This is a genomic window from Pantoea sp. SGAir0215, from assembly GCF_043543215.1.
This window is the reverse complement of record NZ_CP028031.1, coordinates 2,190,613-2,209,522: the sequence shown is the minus strand read 5'-3', so window position 1 is coordinate 2,209,522 and position 18,910 is coordinate 2,190,613. Positions and strand designations below refer to the sequence as shown.

The 18,910-nt window shown below is 50.5% G+C and carries 17 protein-coding genes; 14 read left to right on the top strand and 3 right to left on the bottom strand.

Annotation, left to right across the window (positions count from 1 at the left end; genetic code table 11):
• The first annotated feature begins 245 nt into the window (after nucleotides 1–245).
• Genes C1N64_RS10405 through C1N64_RS10380 form a run of 6 tightly spaced genes read left to right on the top strand, consistent with a single transcriptional unit; the run spans nucleotide 246 to nucleotide 6,740 of the window.
• Nucleotides 246–800, top strand: coding sequence for a LuxR family transcriptional regulator (locus C1N64_RS10405; RefSeq protein WP_367143156.1), 555 nt, complete (start codon nucleotides 246–248; stop codon nucleotides 798–800).
• 23 nt (nucleotides 801–823) lie between these two features.
• Complete coding sequence (locus C1N64_RS10400) at nucleotides 824–1,363, top strand: fimbrial protein (protein WP_039341028.1); 540 nt, start codon at nucleotides 824–826, stop codon at nucleotides 1,361–1,363.
• A 59-nt stretch (nucleotides 1,364–1,422) separates the two neighbouring features.
• The gene (locus C1N64_RS10395; RefSeq protein WP_205955406.1) at nucleotides 1,423–2,181 is read left to right on the top strand and encodes a fimbria/pilus periplasmic chaperone; all 759 of its coding nucleotides are present in this window, start codon (nucleotides 1,423–1,425) and stop codon (nucleotides 2,179–2,181) included.
• Nucleotides 2,132–4,711 (top strand): fimbrial outer membrane usher protein, encoded by a 2,580-nt coding sequence (locus C1N64_RS10390; RefSeq protein WP_394515477.1) that lies wholly within the window; start codon nucleotides 2,132–2,134, stop codon nucleotides 4,709–4,711. Before C1N64_RS10395 ends, C1N64_RS10390 begins: the two co-directional genes overlap by 50 nt.
• A gap of 3 nt (nucleotides 4,712–4,714) precedes the next feature.
• Nucleotides 4,715–6,046, top strand: a complete 1,332-nt coding sequence (gene stbD, locus C1N64_RS10385; protein ID WP_324028568.1) for a fimbrial usher protein StbD — start codon at nucleotides 4,715–4,717, stop codon at nucleotides 6,044–6,046.
• Nucleotides 6,012–6,740 carry a fimbrial assembly chaperone gene (locus C1N64_RS10380; RefSeq protein WP_324028569.1) on the top strand — a complete coding sequence of 243 codons (729 nt, stop codon included), beginning with the start codon at nucleotides 6,012–6,014 and terminating at the stop codon, nucleotides 6,738–6,740. Before stbD ends, C1N64_RS10380 begins: the two co-directional genes overlap by 35 nt.
• A 112-nt stretch (nucleotides 6,741–6,852) precedes the next feature.
• On the opposite strand, the gene C1N64_RS10375 is transcribed toward C1N64_RS10380, so the two are convergent.
• The 3 genes from C1N64_RS10375 to icd all read right to left on the bottom strand — a co-directional run bounded on the left by C1N64_RS10375 (nucleotide 6,853) and on the right by icd (nucleotide 10,940).
• Complete coding sequence (locus C1N64_RS10375) at nucleotides 6,853–7,356, bottom strand: hypothetical protein (protein WP_172912352.1); 504 nt, start codon at nucleotides 7,354–7,356, stop codon at nucleotides 6,853–6,855.
• A 982-nt stretch (nucleotides 7,357–8,338) separates the two neighbouring features.
• Nucleotides 8,339–9,421, bottom strand: coding sequence for a glycosyltransferase family 9 protein (locus C1N64_RS10370; RefSeq protein WP_324028570.1), 1,083 nt, complete (start codon nucleotides 9,419–9,421; stop codon nucleotides 8,339–8,341).
• Nucleotides 9,422–9,689: 268 nt separating this feature from the next.
• Nucleotides 9,690–10,940 carry an NADP-dependent isocitrate dehydrogenase gene (gene icd, locus C1N64_RS10365; protein ID WP_033737532.1) on the bottom strand — a complete coding sequence of 417 codons (1,251 nt, stop codon included), beginning with the start codon at nucleotides 10,938–10,940 and terminating at the stop codon, nucleotides 9,690–9,692.
• Nucleotides 10,941–11,050: 110 nt separating this feature from the next.
• Between icd and rluE the strand changes: the two genes are divergently transcribed.
• The 8 genes from rluE (at nucleotide 11,051) to C1N64_RS10325 (ending at nucleotide 18,903) form a co-directional block, all read left to right on the top strand.
• Nucleotides 11,051–11,710 carry a 23S rRNA pseudouridine(2457) synthase RluE gene (rluE, locus tag C1N64_RS10360; protein ID WP_394515476.1) on the top strand — a complete coding sequence of 220 codons (660 nt, stop codon included), beginning with the start codon at nucleotides 11,051–11,053 and terminating at the stop codon, nucleotides 11,708–11,710.
• A 48-nt stretch (nucleotides 11,711–11,758) separates the two neighbouring features.
• A complete protein-coding gene (locus tag C1N64_RS10355) occupies nucleotides 11,759–12,232 on the top strand; it encodes an NUDIX domain-containing protein (protein WP_033737534.1) in 474 nt (157 codons plus the stop codon).
• Between the two features lie 39 nt (nucleotides 12,233–12,271).
• On the top strand, nucleotides 12,272–13,384 hold the full coding sequence (mnmA, locus tag C1N64_RS10350) for a tRNA 2-thiouridine(34) synthase MnmA (RefSeq protein ID WP_039341044.1): 1,113 nt from the start codon (nucleotides 12,272–12,274) through the stop codon (nucleotides 13,382–13,384).
• Between the two features lie 34 nt (nucleotides 13,385–13,418).
• Entirely contained in the window at nucleotides 13,419–14,060 is a 642-nt protein-coding gene (hflD, locus tag C1N64_RS10345; protein WP_205956313.1) for a high frequency lysogenization protein HflD, read from the top strand.
• Nucleotides 14,061–14,103: 43 nt separating this feature from the next.
• Nucleotides 14,104–15,474 carry an adenylosuccinate lyase gene (purB, locus tag C1N64_RS10340; RefSeq protein ID WP_033737537.1) on the top strand — a complete coding sequence of 457 codons (1,371 nt, stop codon included), beginning with the start codon at nucleotides 14,104–14,106 and terminating at the stop codon, nucleotides 15,472–15,474.
• A gap of 106 nt (nucleotides 15,475–15,580) precedes the next feature.
• Nucleotides 15,581–16,249, top strand: a complete 669-nt coding sequence (gene phoP / locus C1N64_RS10335) for a two-component system response regulator PhoP (protein ID WP_033737538.1) — start codon at nucleotides 15,581–15,583, stop codon at nucleotides 16,247–16,249.
• A gap of 2 nt (nucleotides 16,250–16,251) precedes the next feature.
• Entirely contained in the window at nucleotides 16,252–17,721 is a 1,470-nt protein-coding gene (phoQ, locus tag C1N64_RS10330; protein WP_033737764.1) for a two-component system sensor histidine kinase PhoQ, read from the top strand.
• Between the two features lie 57 nt (nucleotides 17,722–17,778).
• Nucleotides 17,779–18,903 carry a ribosomal protein uL16 3-hydroxylase gene (locus C1N64_RS10325; protein ID WP_006118859.1) on the top strand — a complete coding sequence of 375 codons (1,125 nt, stop codon included), beginning with the start codon at nucleotides 17,779–17,781 and terminating at the stop codon, nucleotides 18,901–18,903.
• Nucleotides 18,904–18,910: the final 7 nt, after the last annotated feature.

The window sequence follows — 18,910 nt, the reverse complement described above, 5'->3', positions numbered from 1 at the left end:
GACAGTTCGTATGAAATTGCCCTGTTGTGAGAAAAATCTCTTTTCGACACCGCTCAAAAATGAAACATAACTCTTTCGGATTATTCCGCACATATTATACACTGCGCCTTTCCAACGCGTTGAGTTATAAAGCTTAATGATGCTATGTTTACCTCACCTTTCTTAAAGAGCATCAGAATCAGCTTATGAGAAGGATTACACGAGAAAGGATTTCCTGTTTTAGCTGCCGCTATCGATGCGAATTAGTGAATGAACTTACAGCAGAAATCAAACGCTGTCCGATACAGAAAGTAGCCATCTGGCCAGCAAGGAATTCTTTTTTAGTTAAAGGAATTTTGTCAGTAGTCACTGGCCGTTATGAAAGCTTATATATGAAAGGTTGCATTTTTGTAGACTTTTCCGCACACAACATTCGCTACTTTACTAATCACAACTGGCTCGACTACCTGAAGTCTCCAGGTTTAATTATTATTCTGATTTGCGATCGCCGCCTGGCATCCTTAGCAGCCTTCTGGAAACAGCAGGACAAAAGCATCAATACGGTGATCTATCCGGGAACGGGGATTACCGAGATGAAAAAATCAATAAACGCATGTTATTACGGTTTAAAAGGAGGTGAAAAAAAAGGTGTTAATCCGTTAACCAGCGATGAGGTTAATTTTCTGGAACTGGTGAGTCATGGATTATCTCTGGGTGAAATTTCAGAAAAAATGCGCCTTGGCGTAAAAAAGATTTATTGCATAAAAGATTCAGTGCGCCGCAAGACGGGAACCAGCCTGAATCAGTTGTTCTCCAGTTAATAATGTAAAAGGAAAATACAATCATGTTAAATACTAAGGCTATGATCTTACCTCTGTTAATCAGCACGGCTCTGGTATCAGGACAGGCACTGGCAAATTCTGCTAACACTATTAACTTTCAGGGCGAAGTGAGCGATGAAACCTGTTCAGTAAGTGTGAATGGTAATGAAAGCGCCCCGCTTGTACTCATGCCAACCGTGGCCGTGAATGAATTAGATACGAGCGGAAAAGTTGCCGGTAAGACGGACTTCTCCGTGTCGATCAGCGGCTGTACCGGGTCCACAAATTCCACCCGTGTATCCACCGTGTTTGTGGGTAACAATGTGAGTGCTGCCGGTAACCTGAAAAACAGTGGTAATGCCGAAAACGTCGAAATCCAGTTGCTGGATCCGGCAGGTAAAGAAATTAATTTAACCAGCACCTATACCGGTGACGGTGATTTGACCCTGAGCTCAGGCGAAACCGAAAAATCAGCGACCTATTCTGCCCAGTATCTGGCTACTGATGTGGCCACTGCGGGTACCATCAGCGCTTCACTTCAGTATGCCGTGACTTATCAGTAATCCTTACCCGGTGCACTCCCATAAAGCGGAGTGCACAATAAATGATTGAGAACCTGTCTATGTTTATTCGCCAACACTTATTTGCTTTAAAAGTTTCGCTGGCATTAGTTCCGGCATTATTACTTCCCATTTGTGCTAATGCCAGCGTGACGATTATGGGCAGTAGGATTATTTATCCTGAACAGGCGCGCTCAGTAGATGTGCAGTTTAAAAATAATGATGCTATTCCTTATGTTATTCAGAGCTGGTTTGATAACGGCAATAAAGATTCTCAGCCGGATGGCCAGGTAAACACGCCTTTTATCATAACGCCGCCGGTATTTCGCATTCAGCCTAAAGCCGGACAAATTGCCAAGATAATATTAAAAAATGCCGTCTCACAAGCCCAGGATCGTGAATCCGTTTACTGGTTCAATACACTTCAGATTCCGCCTTCTAATATCGCCAAAGATAACGCGCAAAATGCAATGTTGGTGGTATTACGTAACCGCATGAAGGTGTTTTATCGCCCTAAAAGCATTGGCGCGCCTAAAAATATCCTTAAAGGTATAAAGGTCACATCCTTCTATCAGGCGAATAAGGGTATGGGTATTGAAATTGATAACCCCCAACCCTGGCACGCTTCATTAGTAGACGTTGTATTAAAAGTGGGTAATCAGTCTTTAAAGCGAGATGCGGATATGGTTTCGCCCTTTTCCCGGCAAACTTACTGGTTCAATAACAGTAAACGCCTTAAGGGCTCAGGGGTGATTACAGTCTCGGCAGTTAATGATCAGGGAGCTAAAATCAGTGAAAACTTTACGGTTGAAGTTAATTAGTCCGAAACTCATAGCTTTTACCGTGTCGGCCTGTTTCTCTTACGGTGTATGCAGCGAAGAATATTATTTTGACACCTCGCTTTTTCAAGGGGCGACATTTGGGAAAAACCTCGAACAATTCAATCAAAATGAAATTGCGCAGGGAAATTACCTGGTTGATATTTACCTCAATAGTAAAATGATTAAATCTGGGGTAAAAATAAACTTCAGGAAATTTAACGACCAGGGCGGAGTAGAACCTTGTCTGTCTGAAGAAATCGTAACGCTATTGCAAATAAAAACCCTGCGCACCGGACAACCGACAGCATCTTGTCGGCCTTTATCCGGCTGGACAGAAGCGGGCAGCTGGCGTTTCGATCAGGCATCGCTTCGTTTGCACTTTACATTACCTATGGCAAGCCTGAACCGGACTCCGCGTGGCTACATCCCCGTATCGGAATGGGATGAGGGCGTTACGGCATTATTTTTGCGCCACAACACCAATTTCACCTGGTCAGAAAATCGCTCGTCAAATTACCGATATGAATATTTGTGGAGCGGAATAACGGCAGGCACCAATCTGGAAAAATGGCAGTTCCGTCATCAGGGCAATATGCGCTATTTGCGTAACAGCAGAACCGGAAGCCGTTACCAGTACAACCAGGTCAGAAGCTGGGTCCAGCGGCCTTTAGAGGGGATAAACAGTCAGCTTGCTTTAGGTGATAACTACACCAGTAACTCCCTCTTCGGTAGCCTTGCATTCAACGGTATCAAACTCGCCTCTGATGAACGCATGTGGCCACAGGGCAAACGGGGTTATGCACCAGAAGTTCAGGGTGTTGCCACTTCCGATGCCCGCGTTATCGTGCGTCAGCTTAATAACGTGATCTATGAGACAAGCGTTCCCCCCGGCCCTTTTGTCATCGACGACCTGTATAACACCAGCGGTCAGGGAGACCTTGAGGTTGAGGTCATCGAAGCTAACGGTAAGCGTTCCACCTTTACGGTGCCCTACTCTTCTGTACCGGATTCTGTTCGTCCAGGAAACTGGACATACGGTCTGGCGCTGGGACGTGTACGTCAGTATTACAGCGTAGAAAACACGTTTTTTGAAGGGGTTTTACAGCGCGGCATCAGTAACCGCTTCACGGCGACGGCCGGTTCACGCCTCGCAAAAGATTATCAGGCATGGCTGGCAGGCGGTGTATGGGGTTCACCGGTCGGTGCTGTAGGTATGAACACCATTTTTTCACAAGCACGCGTTGAGCAAAACAAAAAAACGACCGGCTGGCGTGCCGAACTGAGCTACAGCAAAACCTTTGAAACCGGGACAAATCTGGTTTTAGCCGCTTACCGTTATTCCACCAGCGGTTTTCGCGATCTGCAGGACGTTTTGGGCGTCAGAAGGCAGAATGACACAGGTATCAGCTACTACTCCGATTCGATGAACCAGCGTAACCGGTTATCCGCAACCCTGGGGCAGTCATTTGATGACGTCGGTATGTTTACCCTGAGCGCCAGCACAGCCGATTACTACAACAATAAATCCCGCATCACTCAGTTGCAGCTTGGCTATAACAACAACTGGAAAAAGATCAGTTACGGCTTCAACGTCGCACGTCAGCGCACGACCTGGGATACAACGCGATCCGATCTGGATCTCTTCAATCGCCAGGACGACACTCGCGCGCAACGTTATACCGAAAACACCTTTTCCTTTAATATCTCAATGCCTCTTGCCTGGAACAACACCTCTTCTGTTTCCTATTACTATAACCAGTCAAAACAAACACGTAGCTCATCGCTGTCCCTGTCAGGATCGGCGGGTGACAACAATGATATTTCTTATTCTGTCTATGGCGGCAGTGAACATTATCGCAATGGCAATAGTGGACAGGCACTGAACTTCGGCGGAAACGTTCAGCAAAATACGCGTCTGGGCGCTGTTCGCGCCAACTATGGTCAGGGCGAAAACTATCGTCAGGCTGGGCTGGGGGCATCCGGCACCGTGGTGCTTCACCGGGGCGGCATTACACTTGGCCCATACAGCAGTGAGACATTCGCCCTGGTTCAGGCCGATGGCGCACAGGGCGCGCTGGTACGAAATGGTCAGGGAGCTGTCATCGATCGCTTTGGCTATGCCATTTTGCCCTCACTCAGTGCCTATCGCGAAAATAACATCAGTCTGGACACGCTGGACATGAATGCCGATGCCGAACTGAGCGGCGGTAGTCAACGTGTGGTCCCCTATGCGGGGGCTGTTGTACGGATAAATTTCGCCACCATCAAAGGCAAAGCTGTCTTGATCTCGCTCACCAGTAATGCGGGGGAAACGCCCCCTATGGGCGCTGAAGTTCGTGATGCCAACAACACGGTTATTGGTGTCGTCGGTCAGGGTGGTCAGCTTTATGCACGTGTCCCCCACGACTCCGGCACACTTAAAGTCAGTTGGGATAACGATGGTCAACAAACCTGCCTGGTGAATTATCAAATTACCGGAAAGCAAGACGATCACCTGATCCAGCTTACCGGCTTATGTAATAAGGAGTAGCGCGTGTTCACAAGAATCCTGCTTTTGTTAATCACTACCCTACTGGTACCGCTTCCACTTCTGGCGAATTGCACAAAGGTCACGAGTCAGGGCCAGCTTTCCCAGGCCGCTAAAGATGCCGGCTATACCGCAAAGGGATGGGAAGGTGCCTGTGATGAGTGCACAGGGCGGCTGGCATTGCCTGCAATCATCAATATCAATTCGGGCAAGCTGTTTCAGCCCTCGGGGACGTTGCTGGCCAGTGCGGTCGGCCATCCGCTCAACAACCCGATGAGGGATGCGTTTACGCCGAATCAGATTCTGTACCGCTGCGACATGGGTGATGCGGATAAACTCTTTGAAATGTATTCCACGAATGGCGACAGAGAAGAAGCCGGTAAATATGCCACCAGCGAGGTTGAAGGCGCTTATTTTGATAAGTTCAAAAATGTGGCGGTCAGACTGACCAACCTTACCACGGGTGAATATTACAGCCGCTACTGGAAAGCACGGCAGCTTAGTGCCAGCGACTGGTATACCGATGGGCAAAAAATATACATCCCGGCCAGTATATTTAGCAGTGTGCTCTACGAAATATTTAAAATCGATGAAGGTAAACATTACGTCAATAGTGACAACTATTATTTTGAGACAAACAATCAACCCCGCGGATATATTGCATTTAAAGGTCCTGGACTGGAAAGTAATAATCTTTATCCCGGTGCGGATCATTCCACGGTGTGGAATGGCTGGCACTATGACTGGCCTGTTGGCTGGAGTTCGTGGAAGACAGTCACCTATGTTCGCGGCGCAGCCTGCGAGGTGTACGATTACCCCGCGGTCGTCTCTCTGCCATTAACCAGCGTGGGTGTTTTAGCCGCTGGAGGCAACAGCCAGGCGCCTTTTTCCATTACCCTCCGCTGCGAGACCGGGGCAACGTCCGGGATCAAGAATTCCACTGTGACATCAGCCAACGTCGCAATGGGTTTTCTGGTAAATCAGCCTCAGGCTGTGGCCATGGCTCAGACGCTGGGTCTCACCACCAGTAGCGGTGGATTAACCTGGCTGCTTGACACAAATTATGGGGAAAGCAACGGCAGTTCAGCCTCTGGCGTAGGGATAAAAATCTACAATAGTGCCGGTACTCCTCTCAACCTGTTGCCCGATATAAGCAGTACCGGCACAGGCAATACGCGTGGATGGTATGCCTATAAAGATTTAACCACACTTACGTCATCAGACAACGGTGAGATCTACAGCGGCGATTTTACTGCCTCCCTTGAGGCTATTCCCGGACAAGTTATCACTTCAGGAACCGTTAATGCACAGTTACAAGTGGTGGTCAGTTTTCAGTAGCAGCCTGTATTTACTCACGGCGTTATTGTCAACGCAGGCAGTTGCCGTTGTAAACATTGATAAAACCCGCATTATTTTCAACGCCAACGAGATTGCGCAATCCGTCAATCTGGTCAACAGTGAAAACAGCCCTGCCGTTTTACAAATCTGGACAGATGACGGCGATCTCTATGCCCCGCCAGAGAAGAGCAAAACACCAGTCATGGCTATGCCGCCGGTCTTGAAAATGCAGCCCGGCGAATTACGCTCTATAAAGCTGATGCTCACCTCACGCGCTGGTTTGCCCCCCGGGAAAGAAACCCTGTACTGGCTGAATATCTACCAGATACCGGCGCTCAAAAAATCTGACAACCAGCGCGATAAAAAAGTCGTTCTGCCGCTGCGTCTTCGCCTGAAGGTTTTTGTACGTCCGACAGGGCTGGGTGCACCCCGGCCGGAAGATGCACAAAAACTACGCTTTACCCGACAAAACCAGCAAATCATGATTTCTAACCCTACGCCCTGGTATATGAGCCTGAACGCGAAAGTGGAAAAAGCGGTATTGAGAAATATTATGGTCGCACCGCTGTCTGATATTGTGGTTCCCGTCACCACTTCCGTTAATCCCGGCGCAAACGTCGAATATGAAGTGATTGATCAGAACGGTAACGTTGAGAAACATCGCAGCACGCTTCGCGCGACAGTTGGGAAGTAGCTGAATTACCTATTTTTGGCACAAAGAGAGATGATATGGAACGCTGATGAGGCACTGAAACGCAGTGCCTCTGACAAGGTTCTTTCTTCAATGAAGCGCAGTTTTTATCTTTTTAATTTTTCGTAAGCGGGCAAAACACGGCATTCAACTGGAAACTTCCATATTCGATATTATCTCTCTCATCTTCTTCGTTTTCATACACCATAATTTCCATAATTGCCTCGGTAAACAGATAGCCATTAATGGGCAAAATAAACATGTTTTCATTAATTATACCGTCCTCGACAAGATTATGGTAAATTTTAACATTCTCCTTTTGATACTCCAGGAAGTCGCCGACAGTGTCGAACCTGTCAGCCGTAGTTCCATAAGGAAAAATATTTCGCGTACCGTTGTAGTTAATGAATACGTATCCAGGGCTGACAAATGGACCACCGGACCAGTGTATTATGCCGGTATCGCATCCGACCCGATAAAGGCGCATCGCTACCTTGTATTTTTTTTGCGCCTCCGTAACGTCCGGATTGATTTCTACTGCCCCCATAGAAAGAACATCTCCGGGCTGATGACCGTTCAGACTCCATGGGATCATTTTTGCATTTCTGAAAAACCACATATATCGCTCCTTTATGTTATTTTAAATTCACTCTGAAAAATTTAACGGCCATAACTGTGAATGTCTTTTGATTTGCTAATCATGATTAAAATCAGACAGCGCACAAGCAATACTCCACGGTCAAACCGTTGAGTTATCAATTCTTAATTTAAAAGTGGCACCTGCTGTGACATATCAGCCATTCACTTTGAATGCCATTAATCCATGTATATCATCGCTGATTAAGTTTCTCTGTCGTTGAATAAGTTTGGGAAAGGGGTAAAAACTTCACCCAATCAATCTACATCATCATCTTATGCGTTTATTGTTCAAAATCAGTAAAACTGTCGGCCAGTCGAAATTAAACCTTAATATTTCAATGAAAAACCCATGAAGCAAAACCATTATAAGTCAGTTACCCATCTAAGCATTTATTTAGAAAATGGCTTTACTAAAAATAGCAAAATAGCCATATCGGATAGCTTACAGCCCATGCATGAAGTGCAGTTTTATTTAAATATATATCCGTTTAAATTTCCGAAAAAAATAACAGCGACCTATTTAAACTGAGGATGAACTGACATTACAGCAGCCTTGAAATGCAATACAAGGTCAATATGAAAGAGGTAAAGATGACAGAGAAGAGATGAGGATTTTATGCCTGCCCGATTACAGTATGACCGGCGCATCACGTTATTGCCCTCGAGGGGACTATTTCGTAAAAAATGGATGAAAAAATTAATCGCCACGCGTCATTAGTTGCAATCGCTAAATGGATAGATGAGACGGAGCGTCGAAATAGGCGATGAAGATCTAATGGTCGTATCGCGAGCGTTCATGTCTGTTTCATTCCCGTTATTTCTTCCGGCGATACGCTGCGTAGAACGCGATTCATATCTACGGTAATGCGGACGCGATAGAGACTCACACAGCGTTGTAACACTGTGTGGTCCGGCTACGGCGATAAACGTACAGACCGTGCCGGGCCCCCGAGACAGGATGACTACGCTGAAAGATTACGTTCAACAGCGGCTAAAACGTCATCACAACGAATCGCACGTAGCCCCGCATGTGATTCTGCAGGGCGCAATACCTGATGCATTGTGCTGTCCTGAACAGGCGCAGCGCCATCAATCGCATTCTGATCACTGAACAACGCCACGGTCGGCGTTTGCACGGCTACAGCCAGATGTAAGGGGCCGGTATCGCCCACCACCAGCGTTTTAAAGCCGCTGATCTTTTCCGCCAGTTGAATGAGGTTTGTGGTGCCCGCCACATTTTTGACCCGCTCACTGGGCACTTTCATGCCGTCAATGATGCGTTTGTTCAGGGCCTTTTCGCCCGGAGCACCTACAAGTTCAATGGTCAGATCATCATGTCGGGAAATTAAGGTATCGATGAGCTGTGAATAATAGTTGTCAGGCCAGCATCGCTCCATACTGGATGCGCCAGCATGAATACCAATGACCGGCGCGTGATTAACCTGACGCTTGAAAGGCGCCGGAATAAACATGGCTTCTGAGGGCATCGGAATACCGACAGCACTCAACAGGTCTTTTTTCTGACGGATAAGATGAATATTGCCGTGCTTTCGGTTGTCATGAAACGCGGACAAACAATTTTCCAGAATAAATTTTTCTTTGCCCTGGTAGTCCGCGTAATAAACGTCTTTCAGTATGTAGTCAGACCCGGCCAGCGAGGCGGCAACAATGTCATAGGGTGCGCGCGAATGCAGGATAAAGGTCGCTTCAACCTGCTCTTTACGCAGCGATTTGACCAGTTGCATCATACCGCCGATTTTTCCGTCCCAGTATAATATCTTGTCAATCAGGGGGCTTCCTTCCACCAGCGCAAGATTACGTGGCTGAATCACCATGATGATTTTGGCATCGGGCCAGCGATCTTTTATCGCGCCAATAGCGGGCGTGTTAAACATGAAATCGCCAAGTGCCGTGTTCGAAATAATTGCGATGCTTTTGAGATCATGGTGCTCAGAAAAGCGGTCAATTTTTTTGACGCGATAACCAGTCAACCTCCATAGCGACAGGAACAATCTGGCGGCTTTTTGCTTTGCGATTTTACTCATAAGTGGTCCTGACTGACGCCTCATTATCCTTACTGTGCCCCCGGCCCCTTTTCCGTGTGGTCAAGGCAAGAAGCGCATGCTTCTTAGTCACGCAGACTGGCGGAAAACTGCGGGCGCAGTATATAGCATAAAACGTGAAGGGCGAAGCCAGCGTTCCCCTCGGACGGCGTTTTATCGGCAACGCCACATGCAGCCGTTCATCCAACCTCGCTTTCAATAAAAAACGGGAACCAACCGGCTCCCGTTCTCGTTTAACCCAAATTCTGGATTACATATTCGCGATAATCGCGTCACCAAACTCTGAACATTTCAGCAGTTTAGCGCCATCCATCAGACGTTCGAAGTCATAGGTCACGGTCTTGGCAGCGATTGCGCCTTCCATGCCTTTAACAATCAGGTCTGCGGCTTCGAACCATTCCATATGACGCAACATCATTTCAGCGGACAGAATCACGGAACCTGGGTTCACTTTATCCTGACCTGCGTACTTCGGTGCCGTACCGTGGGTGGCTTCGAACAGCGCACATTCGTCACCGATGTTTGCGCCTGGTGCAATACCGATACCGCCCACCTGCGCCGCCAGGGCGTCAGAGATGTAGTCACCGTTCAGGTTCATACAGGCGATAACGTCATATTCTGCCGGACGCAGCAGGATTTGCTGCAGGAAGGCATCGGCGATCACGTCTTTTACGATGATCTCTTTACCGGTGTTTGGATTTTTGAATTTCATCCATGGGCCGCCATCGATCAGCTCACCGCCGAACTCGTCTTTCACTAACTGGTAACCCCAGTCTTTGAAGGAGCCTTCGGTGAACTTCATGATGTTGCCTTTGTGTACCAGCGTCAGTGAATCACGATCGTTAGTGATGGTGTATTCCACTGCTGCACGGACCAGGCGCTTGGTGCCCTCTTCCGAACACGGTTTAACACCGATACCGCAGTTTTCTGGGAAGCGAATTTTCTTCACGCCCATTTCTTCACGCAGGAATTTGATGACTTTATCCGCTTCTGGCGTGCCCGCTTTCCATTCGATACCGGCATAGATATCTTCGGAGTTTTCGCGGAAGATCACCATATCCGTGTCTTCAGGGCGTTTTACCGGGCTTGGTGTACCGGTGTAGTAGCGCACCGGACGCAGGCAAACGTACAGATCCAGTTCCTGACGCAGCGCAACGTTCAGAGAACGGATGCCACCGCCAACTGGCGTGGTCAGTGGGCCTTTGATCGCTACGCGGTATTCTTTGATTAAATCGAGGGTTTCTTGCGGCAGCCAGACATCCTGACCGTAGAGTTCAACCGATTTTTCACCGGTATAAATCTCCATCCAGGAGATTTTACGCTCGCCGTTGTAGGCTTTTTTCACAGCGGCATCAACCACTTTCAGCATCACTGGTGACACATCAACGCCGATACCATCCCCTTCGATGTAAGGGATAACCGGGTTATTTGGGACAACCAGTTTACCTTGATTCAGGGTGATTTTCTGACCTTCCGCCGGAACAACTACTTTGCTTTCCATTAACCTCTCCTTCGAGCGATTTTTTGTTAATGATTTGTAAGATGCGCGTCAATACTACTTGAATATTCACGCCACGCCAATCACCGCAATTTCGCGTTATAATGCGCTGAATGTTCCAGACTGCAAAGCGTATGCGAAAAACTAATCAGACTTCTCATCCAAATAAACGATTCAGCCGACAAACACGTCCTGTGCATCGCAAGCCGTCATCGCCGCCTGCCGTCCGCCGCGTGCTTCTGTTCAACAAACCCTTTGATGTTCTGCCGCAATTTACCGATGAAGCTGGCCGCCGCACCCTCAAAGATTTTATCGACGTGAGTGACGTTTACGCGGCGGGCCGACTCGATCGCGACAGCGAAGGACTGATGGTCCTGACTAACGATGGCCCGCTACAGGCGGCGCTGACGCAGCCCGGCAAGCGCACCGGCAAGATTTACTATGTGCAGGTGGAAGGCGCGCCTGAGGAAAGCGATCTACAACCTTTGCGCGATGGCGTTAATCTGAAAGATGGCCCGACGTTACCGGCTGGCGTCGAAAAAGTGGCTGAGCCCGACTGGTTGTGGCCGCGCCAGCCGCCGATTCGCGAGCGCAAAGCCATTCCAACACAGTGGCTGAAAATAACGCTTTTTGAAGGTCGTAACCGTCAGGTCAGACGTATGACGGCCCATATTGGCTTTCCAACCCTGCGTCTGGTGCGCTATGCCATGGGCGAGTTTACTCTGGGCAATTTGGCTCCGGGTGCCTGGCGCGATATCAGCGCACAAGACTGACTGCCATTATCATTTCCATAACTTTAAGTTAACAATTCAGGAGGATCGATGTTTAAACCGCATGTCACCGTCGCGTGCCTGGTTCAGGCTCGGGGTGCATTACTGGTCGTTGAAGAACGCGTCAACGGCATCGCCACCTGGAATCAGCCTGCCGGTCATCTTGAAGCCGATGAAACGCTGCATGAAGCCGCATCACGGGAATTGTTTGAAGAGACCGGCATTCGGGCCGAAATGCAGTATTTTATCGGCATAAACCAGTGGATCGCCCCGGATAATACGCCTTTTGTGCGGTTTCTGTTTGGCGTGGATCTGGACGATATCCAGCCAACGGCTCCGCAGGACAGCGACATTGATTGCTGCTGGTGGGTCGCGCCAGAGCAGATTCTGTCGGCCTCTAACCTGCGTTCGCCCCTGGTTGCCGAAAGCGTACGCCGCTGGCAACAGGGCGTACGCTATCCGCTCGACCTGATCAGCCCGTTCAACTGGCCGTTTCATGAAGGTGCGCACCCGCGTTCAGCGTGATAGAATGCGCCGCCTGTTTTACTGTTTTGCGAGCTTGTGATGTCTGATAACTGCCAGAAAAAAGTGATCGTCGGAATGTCCGGCGGCGTCGATTCTTCCGTTTCCGCCTGGTTACTGCAACAGCAGGGCTATCAGGTTGAAGGCCTGTTCATGAAGAACTGGGAGGAAGACGATGGCGAGGAATACTGTACCGCCGCTGACGATCTGGCGGATGCGCAAGCCGTGTGCGACAAGTTAGGTATTAAACTGCACAAAGTGAACTTTGCGGCAGAGTACTGGGACAATGTCTTTGAACACTTCCTGGAAGAGTACAAAGCGGGCCGCACTCCCAATCCCGATATCCTGTGTAATAAAGAAATCAAATTCAAGGCGTTTCTGGAGTTTGCCGCAGAGGATCTGGGTGCAGACTTCATCGCCACCGGGCACTATGTCCGCCGTCAGGATATCGATGGCCGCAGCCACCTGCTGCGCGGTCTGGATGGTAACAAAGACCAGAGTTATTTCCTTTACACACTCAGCCACCAGCAAATCGCGCAGAGCCTGTTCCCGGTCGGCGAGCTGGAAAAGCCTGAAGTGCGTCGCATCGCTGAACAACTTGAGCTGGTGACGGCGAAGAAAAAAGACTCCACCGGCATTTGCTTCATCGGTGAACGCAAGTTTACCGAATTCCTCGCGCGCTACCTCCCTGCCCAGCCGGGTGAAATTGAAACCGTCGACGGACAGGTTGTGGGTGAGCACCAGGGCCTGATGTATCACACGCTCGGCCAGCGTAAAGGGCTGGGCATTGGCGGTCTTAAAGAAAGCAAAGACGATCCCTGGTACGTCGTTGATAAAGATGTGGCGCGCAACCGCCTGATCGTGGCGCAGGGCGGCGACCATCCCCGACTGATGTCAGTGGGTCTGATTGCCCAGCAGTTACACTGGGTTGATCGTCAGCCGCTAACCGCACCGCTGCGTTGTACGGTGAAAACCCGCTACCGTCAGACCGATATCCCCTGCGAAATTATCCCGCACGGCGAGGATAAAATTGAAGTCCGGTTTGATGAGCCCGTTGCTGCGGTCACGCCGGGTCAGTCTGCGGTGTTCTACCTTGATGAAGTCTGCCTGGGTGGCGGTATCATCGAAGAACGTTTGCCTTGGGTTGCCGCATAATACCGGTGGGAATAACGCGTAAACAGGAGTAACCGTGGCAAAAAACTATCAGGACATTACCTTTGCACTGGCGGGCATTTGCCAGGCGGCCCATCTGGTGCAGCAGTTAGCCAATCAGGGACATTGTCAGCCGGAGGCGCTGGCGGTGTCACTGCGCAGCGTACTGGACCTGAATCCTCCCTCGACCCTGGCGGTATTTGGTAACAACGAAGCCAACCTGCGCCTGGGGCTGGAAACCCTGATGGCCGTGCTGAACAGCACGCAACGTCAGGGCGCTGGTGCCGAACTGACCCGTTACACGTTGAGCCTGATGGTACTGGAGCGCAAGCTCAATGCGAACAAGCAGGCTATGAACACCCTGGCCCAGCGTATCAGCCAGCTCGATCGTCAGCTGGCGCATTACACGTTGGAATCCGACACTATTCTGAGCGCCATGGCGGGCATTTATGTCGATGTGATTAGCCCGCTCGGCCCACGTATTCAGGTAACCGGATCGCCGGCAGTGCTACAGAATTCCCTGCTACAGAGTAAAGTTCGCGCCACGCTGCTGGCCGGCATTCGTGCCGCCGTGTTGTGGCAACAGGTTGGCGGAGGCCGACTGCAGCTGATGTTTTCGCGCCAGCGTTTACTGCGCGAAGCCAAATCGATTTTATCCCGCCTGCCACTGACTTACTGAGTCAGTGAGGCAAACACCGTTAAATGAATCAGGAGTTGCACTGATGGAATTATCCTCTCTGACCGCCGTCTCACCTGTCGATGGTCGTTACGGCGATAAAGTCAGCCCGCTGCGCGCAATTTTCAGCGAATTTGGTTTGCTGAAGTTCCGCGTTGAGGTTGAAGTTCGCTGGTTACAAAAACTGGCTGCGACCGCAGAGATCAAGGAAGTTCCTGCATTTGATGCTGACGCAAACGCTTTCCTTGACGAGATCGTCGCCCGTTTCAGCGAAGCAGACGCCGCACGCATCAAAACCATTGAGCGCACCACCAACCATGACGTGAAAGCGGTTGAGTATTTCCTGAAAGAAAAAGTGGCGGATGTGCCCGCCCTGCATGCAGTGTCGGAATTTATTCATTTTGCCTGCACCTCTGAAGACATTAATAACCTGTCCCATGCGTTGATGCTGGAAACAGCACGCCGCGATGTCATTCTGCCTTACTGGCAGCAGCTGATCGCCGCCATAAAAGGCCTGGCGCAGGAATACCGTGATATTCCCCTGCTGTCTCGCACGCACGGCCAGCCCGCTACGCCATCGACTATGGGTAAAGAGATGGCCAACGTCGCCTACCGCATGGAACGTCAACTGCGTCAGCTGTCGCAGATTGAAGTGCTGGGCAAAATCAACGGCGCCGTGGGCAACTACAACGCGCACATTGCGGCGTACCCGGAAGCCGACTGGCACCAGCTGAGTGAAGAGTTTGTTACCTCGCTGGGCATCACCTGGAATCCCTATACGACGCAAATCGAGCCGCACGACTACATTGCCGAGCTGTTTGACTGTATCGCCCGCTTTAACACCATCCTGATCGACTTTGATCGCGATATCTGGGGCTATGTGGCACTCAACCACTTCAAACAGAAAACCGTTGCGGGCGAAATCGGCTCGTCGACCATGCCGCATAAAGTAAACCCTATCGATTTTGAAAACTCGGAAGGCAATCTGGGCCTGGCCAACGCGGTCATGCAGCATCTGGCCAGCAAACTGCCGGTTTCCCGCTGGCAGCGTGATCTGACCGATTCTACCGTGCTGCGTAACCTGGGTGTCGGCGTAGGCTATGCGCTGATCGCCTATCAGGCCACCTTAAAAGGTATTTCAAAACTGGAAGTGAACCGCGAGCGCCTGCTGGATGAACTGGATCACAACTGGGAAGTGCTGGCCGAGCCGATTCAGACCGTGATGCGCCGTTACGGCATCGAAAAACCGTACGAGAAGCTGAAAGAGCTAACCCGCGGTAAACGTGTTGACGCCGCAGGTATGCAGGCCTTTATCGACAGCCTGGCGCTGCCTGAAGAAGAAAAAACCCGTTTAAAACAGATGACCCCGGCAAATTATCTTGGCCGTGCGATTCAAATGGTTGATGATCTGAAATAATATCCCTTCTGCAGACCGGTTCCCGCCGGTCTGCGTTAACCTGCTGTTTAATTCATTTCGCTTATACTTATTTAAATTCGTTTCGATCTGATGCTAAGGAAATCCTATGCGTGTTCTGGTTGTGGAAGATAATGCCCTGCTGCGCCACCATCTTTCAGTACAACTGCGAGAAATGGGTCATCAGGTTGATGCTGCTGAAGATGCCAAAGAAGCCGATTATTTTCTCCAGGAACATTTACCTGATATCGCGTTGGTCGATCTGGGCTTACCCGGTGAAGACGGCATGTCGTTAATTCGTCGCTGGCGCAATGATGCCGTGCGTCAGCCTATTCTGGTGCTGACCGCCCGTGAAGGCTGGCAGGCGAAAGTCGAAGCGCTGGAAGCCGGTGCGGATGATTACGTCACAAAACCGTTTCATATTGAAGAAGTTGCCGCACGCCTCCAGGCATTAATGCGCCGCAACAGTGGTCATGCGTCGCAAATTATTGCCATGCCGCCGTTTCAGGTCGATTTATCGCGTCGCGAACTGACGGTGAATGAAAGCCCGGTTAAGCTGACCGCCTTTGAATATACCATCGTGGAAACCTTAATTCGTAATGCGGGCAAAGTGGTGAGTAAAGATTCATTAATGTTGCAGCTGTATCCCGATGCCGAATTGCGTGAAAGCCACACGATCGATGTATTAATGGGCCGCCTGCGCAAAAAAATCCTCGCGCTGCATTCTGACGAAGTTATCGCTACCGTTCGCGGCCAGGGTTACCGCTTTGATCTCTGATGATGTCCTGGCTTAAACGTTATCGCCCTATTTCGCTGCGGACACGCTTTTTACTGGCCTCCGCAGCCATCGTTCTCATTCTCTCGCTTTCTTATGGCATGGTCGCCGTGATTGGCTATGTGGTGAGTTTTGATAAAAACACCTATCGTGTGATGCGAGGCGAGAGCAATTTATTTTTTACCCTGGCACAGTGGAAAGATAATAAGCTGACAATTGCGCAGCCCGAGCGCACCATGCTTAATTTCCCCACCCTGGTATTTATTTATGATGAACACGGCAAGCTGCTCTGGCAGCAGCGTGATGTGCCGGAAATTCGTGAGAAGATTCAACCCGAATGGCTGTTAAAACCTGATTTCTACGAGATTGATACGAACAACAGCACCAGCCGGGCCGCCATGGGCGACAATCTGACGGCACAGCAGCAGCTTCATGCGTGGGATGATAACGACGATGACGATCAGGATACGTTTACCCATTCGGTTGCCGTCAACCGCTACGATGCCACCACCAACCTGCCCGCCCTGACCATTGTGGTGGTCGATACCATTCCACAAGAGCTACAGCATTCCGATGTGGTCTGGTCATGGTTCAGCTATGTTCTGGCCGCTAACCTGATTTTAATTGTCCCGCTGCTCTGGCTGGCGGCGCACTGGAGTTTACGGCCGATTGGGCATCTGACGCTTCAGGTACGCGAACTGGAAACCGGACAGCGTGAAAATCTGGACGATAAGCCCCCGCAGGAGCTGCGTTCGCTGGTGCGTAACCTCAATCTGTTGCTGACCAACGAGCGTCAACGTTACACGCGTTACCGCACGACGCTGGCCGACCTGACCCACAGCCTGAAAACACCGCTGGCGGTCCTGCAAAGTACCCTGCGTTCGCTGCGCGGCGGAAAAGAGTTAACCATCGAACAGGCCGAGCCGGTGATGCTGGAGCAGATCAGCCGCATTTCTCAGCAGGTCGGTTATTACCTGCACCGTGCCAGCATGCAGGCCGATCATAATCCCCTGCAGCGTGATCTGCATTCGGTATCGGGTTTACTGGACAGCCTGTGCTCGGCACTGAATAAAGTGTATCAGCGTAAAGGGGTGGAAATTACCCTGGATATTTCCCCGGAAATCACCTTCTTTGGCGATCAGAACGACTTTATGGAAGTGATGGGCAATGTGCTGGATAACGCCTGCAAATACTGTCTGGAATTTATTGAGGTCAGTGCTCATCAGACCGAAGATGCGCTGCACATCTATATTGATGATGACGGTCCGGGCATTCCGGAAAGTAAGCGCGACCTGATTTTCGTGCGGGGACAGCGCGTCGACACCATGCGACCAGGCCAGGGGCTCGGGCTGGCCGTGGTGCGAGATATCCTTGAGCAGTACGCCGGTAATGTCATCGCCTCCAGCAGCCCGTTAGGCGGTGCGCGCATGGAAGTCGTATTTCAGCGTCAGGAAATGGAACATCGCCGCGAGTAGTTCAGGCTGCGGGCTGTTATACTTGCAGGTATTTTCAGCCCTTAGCGGACTTTCTTTATGGATTATCAGCTCGATCTCAACTGGCCCGATTTTATTCAGCGTTACTGGCAAAAGCGCCCGGTAGTGCTGAAGCGTGGCTTTAAAAATTTTATCGATCCCATTTCGCCGGATGAACTGGCGGGCTTAGCCATGGAAAATGAGGTCGACAGTCGGCTGGTCAGCCAGCCAAACGGAAAGTGGCAGGTCAGCCATGGTCCATTTGAAAGCTACGATCACCTGGGCGAAAACAACTGGTCACTGCTGGTTCAGGCGGTCAATCACTGGCATGAGCCCTCTGCCGCACTGATGCGCCCTTTCCGCTTTCTGCCGGACTGGCGCATTGACGATCTGATGATCTCGTTCTCCGTGCCCGGCGGCGGCGTGGGTCCGCATTTCGATCAGTACGATGTGTTTATTATTCAGGGCACCGGCCGCCGCCGCTGGCGCGTCGGCGAAAAAGTGCCGATGAAACAGCACTGCCCGCATCCTGACCTGCTGCAGGTCGAGCCGTTTGACGCCATTATCGATGAAGAAATGGAACCGGGCGATATTCTCTATATTCCGCCGGGTTTCCCGCATGAAGGCTACTCCCTCGAAAATGCGCTGAACTACTCTGTAGGGTTCCGCGCGCCCAGCGGACGTGAACTCATCAGCGGCTTCGCCGATTATGCGCTGGCCAACGAGCTGGGCAGCCTGCGTTATACCGATCCCGATGTGCCTTCGCGCGACTGCCCGTCGCTGATTTTGCCTGAAGAAGTGGAAGGCTTACGCAAGGTGATGCTGGATGTGGTGAATCAGCCTGCGCATTTTGAGCAGTGGCTGGGCGAATTTATTTCACAATCACGCCACGAACTTGACGTTGCGCCACCGGAACCGCCTTATCAGCCCGATGAAATCTATGATGCGCTGCAACAGGGCGATGTATTGTCCCGTCTGGGTGGATTACGCGTCCTGACGCTGGGCGATGCGATTTATATCAACGGCGAGCGCGTCGAATGCGCCGATCCGCGCGTGATGTCAGTGCTGGCACATCGCGATGAAATTACCCTGGATGATCTGGGGGAGGCTCTTGACGATCCGGCCGTGCTGGCGCAGATTGCCGGGCTGATTAACGCGGGTTACTGGTATTTCGGCGCTGAATAAACCGCTG